Genomic DNA, 4278 nt, shown 5'->3' on the forward strand with positions numbered 1-4278 from the left:
TTATGGACAATAAAGCCTTCGGCGATAAAGGTGTGCGGCTTATCAACCTCCAGATTAAAAACCAGCCCCTGGCCGGCAGCATAATTTATTCCACAAATCTTCTCCTCGATCAGGCGGCCGTCTTTCAACCGACTGATACGATCTCCGGCACGGAGGTCGCCTGTCTGCCGAAATCTTCCTAGCCCAATACTTATCGGATGGTCCACGGTAATCAGGAATTCCCCTTCTCCGGTTTCAACCTTCACCAGAGGACTTCGATTGACAAAGATGGTTTTAACCTGGGTTCGAACGGGTTGTCCTTGGGCATCAACTGCCAGGACTTCATCACCGGCAGCCAATTGCTCAATGGCCTTTGTCCCCTTCGGGGTCGTGATGGCGGTCCCGGTTGGAAAGCATCCCCCGCCTTTGTTATGGACAGCCAGGCCATGGGCGAAGAAGGTATTGGGTTGATCGGTCTGGAGATTATAAACCAGTGTCTTTTGATGAATTCTTTCCAAAGAGATGATTCGCTGTCCCGCCAGCCATTTGCCATCAAAGGCCATGACGGTATCCCCTGTTTTTAGGGCCTCGACTGTCTTAAATTTCCCCTGGCCCACATAGAAAGGATGCTCCTCTGTTACTCGAAGGGTGGCCCGGTCGGTTTTTATCAGGCAATATTCCTCTACCTCATGCGTAATAATGAATCGGGCTTTGGTGGAGACTAAGTGGCCGTCAGGCTTAAAGGCCCAAAGCAAATCACCCGGCCTGACGGCACTGATCTTTGTTTCCCGGCCATCGGCCATCAGGATCGGGCTGTCAGGCAAAAAGCAACCTTTATTGTGCAGAGCAAAATTTCCGGCAATAAATGTCCCGCCCGGGCTGACCAATAGATTATAAGCCGGGCGTTTAGCCTGAAGAGGGTGAATGGATTGGATCGGAGTAGCTGTCAATCTCTCTTTCTTGGCCAAAAAAATCTTGTCACCAGGAATAAGGTGTTCGGCCAAAACATATTCTCCTGGGGCCGTCATCACCGGATGTTCCGGGGTAATCCTCAGACAGGCTTCCCCCGCGGAAATTTCCAGGTATTTTTCGGGTTGCACGGCCATAACCGCCCGAACCCTGGACTCCTTTATTTTTCCCCCGGTAATACTCCAAACCCGGTCGTCTGTTTTAAGCTTTTCAATGGCGATCAAGCCTTTCGGGGTCATAACCGGCGTACCCTCTTCCAGACATCCTCCGCCGCCCCGAGCCCAGGAAAGAACCGGAAAAATCAATATCAAAACCAAACCTGCCAATCCGAAAAGCTTTTTCATAAGCACCTTCCGCCCTCTATCGGCAACCTGATAAAATCCCCTTTCCTTAAACCCTTGATTTTTCTAATGCAAGGCCGCAATAATCCCGCCCAATACCGCTGCGGCCACGACGATACTGATTCCCAGGATGGCTGATCCCACAACGCGGCCGAAGTATTCCCCGACCGCTGAATTACCGCGGGCTATCTCTTTTTGTTCGTCGATATTTGGGGTCAGGCGATTGATGAGTACCGGAAGGATTAGTGAAGAGGCGAGCACCAGTATTATCCCGATTACCGCTCCAACAATTGAAAAAATCAAAGACCAGCCGATGTTATAGAGTGTTTCTATCATAACAACCTCCCTCCTTGCAAAAATTGGATTATCCTTGCTTCCGCATTAGCGATCCTTTTGAAGAATCGCCCTTATCTTTTTATTATCCAACTCTTTTTAAAACTTCACCTGAGGGGTGGTCCGATCCCCAGCGGACTCAACCTCGAAAAAAGGCTCCACCTTGAACCCAAATAAATTGGCCACGATGTTGCTCGGGAACATCTCTACCTTATTCTTGTATTGCTTGGCCATATCATTATAAAATTGGCGGGAGAAACCGATCTTGTTCTCCGTATTGGCCAGTTCTTCCTGTAGGGCCAGAAAGTTCTGGTTGGCCTTGAGATCCGGGTAGGACTCGGCCACAGCAAATAATGATCGCAGGGCTGTGGTCAGGTTATTTTCAACCTTGGCCCGCTCTTCAGCATTACCGCTGAAGTTAATGGCCTGCTGCCTGGCTTGAACGACCGCTTCTAAAGTCTGTCGTTCATGTCCGGCATAGCCCTTGACTGTTTCTATCAGATTGGGGATCAGATCATAGCGACGCTTAAGCTGCACATCAATGGAACTCCAGGCACTCTTGACCTCGTTCCGACCGCGAACCAAGGCGTTGTAAGGGGCAATCACCAACAAACCCAGGACAACTACTACAAGAATAATTATCAGTAAAGTAACCATGATCCCTCCTCATTTTTGGCAAAAAATAATGTTCAAATTTAATTTTCTTAGGGTTAAAAATAAGTATGGTACCATTGGATTGTTACGGTTCATCCAATCAGTTGACGCAGGAAAATACATTTACAATTCCGTCATTGTCTGTTCTACGCCAATCTTACAGAATTATTTCAGAATATTCTCTTTCATGGGGTGGTGACAATTTGGATGTTGACCGTCACCTTTCCATCCGGAAGGTTAATCACGTTTTTATTCAGGTTAACTCTACCAACCGCTTCTAAGCGGCCCAGAAAGTTTTCTAATTTCTGAGCAGGGATTTCGGTTTTCAGGAATATCCCTCCCGCCCGGCGCAGATTCTCGATGATCCGGCCGCCTGTCTGTCCAAGGTGATCTTCAATCTCCCCGACGGCAACGGCCGCATCTCCAACCTGAATGGTTATATCAACAACCATTTGTTTTTTAGCCGGAGCAGCCATTAACTTTGATGCGGCCGGGGCGGCTTTCAAAATTTGGTCTTTCTCAGCCAAGGCGCTTGTTTCGGCCATCTTGCCTTTCCGTTTTTGTTCCGACGGAAGCGCACCAAGGGCCTCGGCGGCCTCCTTCTTTTCGACCCCTCCCTGGGTCCTGCCCAAGGCCTGCGCACCGGCCGGAGACACCTCCTTTTCCCTCGACACCGTGATCAGAGCCTCGGATTTTTCGGCTAAGGGGCTTCCTTCGAGTTTCGGTCCCGTCAAATCGGCTGCCCTGTCTCCTCTCTCGCTTCTCACGATCTGGGGGGGGGCGGCGAACCGCTGCCGGCCCTTGTCAAGAAGGGCCGCGGCAGGCGCCCTCCTGGGAGAAGAAACAACTGAGGGGGGAGCGGGAGCCTTAGGTGTTTCAGCCTTAATCTGACTCTTTCCGGATTCGGTTAATGGTATAGGAAAAGGAGTCCGTTGTTTCATCTCCGGTTCGTTTTTCTGATAGACATAGAAGGCCAGGACGGCGATAAGAACCGTGGCCATGGCTTGGATAGGAATTTTGATATGCAGCGGATAGAAGAACTTCCGGAGGATCCCCTGTTTCCGCCCGGCTTCCTCCCTGACCCGGGCCATGATCCTTTGTTCGAAGAAAGGCGGCGGCTCCACTTCTTCAAGACCCTTAACGAGATCCTCTCCCCTTTTCAGGGCCTCCAAGCTTCGATAGCAGAGGATACAAGAGGCGAGATGACTCTTAATGGACTTTTTATTTTCCGGGGGAAGGAGGTCCTCCAGAAAGGCCGGAAGCAGATTTTGGATTTCCTGGCAGGTCATCGCAGATCACCTAATACCCTTAGCAGGCTGTCTTTTAATGCGTTTCTGGCCCGGAAGAGCCTCGATCTGACCGTTCCTTGGGGAAGTTTCAAGGTCAGACCGATTTCTTCATAGGAGAACCCCTGGATGTCCCGAAGGACCAGAACTTCTCTTTGCTCGCTATCAAGGGACCCGATACATTTCTGTACCTTGGCCTCCAACTCCCGCTTTTCAATTAGCTCGATAACCGATACATCCTGGAAAAAATGTTCGATTGAAGAAGTTCCATTTCCCGACTTAATGGAATCATCAAGGGACATCCCTTCGCGGTGGGAACGGGCAGCTCGTTGCTTCAAATGATTTCGGGAATGATTCAGGACAATGCTGCAGAGCCAGGTAGAAAATCGGGCCTCTTCCTGGAATTTTCCGATGGCCCGAAAGGCGGAGAGGAAGGCCTCCTGCACCACATCACAGGCTTCATCGTAATCCCCGATCATCCGGTAGGCCACATTGAGCATCTTTTTTTGATGTCTCCTGACCAGTTGTGAGAAGGCCTCGGTATCTCCCTGACGACAGCGGGTGACAAAACCGGCATCATCATCTTCGATAATCCGGTTCTGTGCATCCACTGGGTCAGGTATTTCCGGCAAAGCGTTTTCTCCTAAGAAGAAGTGAGGAAATCTCATAAGCAATGTTACTTAGTTTCCATCCGGAAATTCGAATTTCCGGATGAG

The 4278-nt window shown here is 50.0% G+C and carries 5 protein-coding genes; all 5 read right to left on the minus strand.

Features of this window, described 5'->3' with window-relative positions; translation table 11 throughout:
- A partial coding sequence (locus ACYC56_RS12665) for a Hint domain-containing protein (RefSeq protein ID WP_461374538.1) occupies nucleotides 1-1187 on the minus strand: 1187 nt, incomplete at its 3' end.
- Between the two features lie 168 nt (nucleotides 1188-1355).
- Nucleotides 1356-1625: a hypothetical protein gene (locus ACYC56_RS12670; protein ID WP_461374539.1), complete on the minus strand. Its 270-nt coding sequence runs from the start codon at nucleotides 1623-1625 to the stop codon at nucleotides 1356-1358.
- A 96-nt stretch (nucleotides 1626-1721) separates the two neighbouring features.
- A complete protein-coding gene (locus tag ACYC56_RS12675) occupies nucleotides 1722-2279 on the minus strand; it encodes a LemA family protein (RefSeq protein ID WP_461374540.1) in 558 nt (185 codons plus the stop codon).
- Between the two features lie 182 nt (nucleotides 2280-2461).
- Complete coding sequence (locus tag ACYC56_RS12680) at nucleotides 2462-3565, minus strand: DUF2275 domain-containing protein (RefSeq protein ID WP_461374541.1); 1104 nt, start codon at nucleotides 3563-3565, stop codon at nucleotides 2462-2464.
- Nucleotides 3562-4194 carry an RNA polymerase sigma factor gene (locus ACYC56_RS12685; protein WP_461374542.1) on the minus strand — a complete coding sequence of 211 codons (633 nt, stop codon included), beginning with the start codon at nucleotides 4192-4194 and terminating at the stop codon, nucleotides 3562-3564. Before ACYC56_RS12685 ends, ACYC56_RS12680 begins: the two co-directional genes overlap by 4 nt.
- Nucleotides 4195-4278 lie beyond the last annotated feature (84 nt).

The sequence above is a fragment of the Candidatus Aquicultor sp. genome (genome assembly GCF_054640775.1).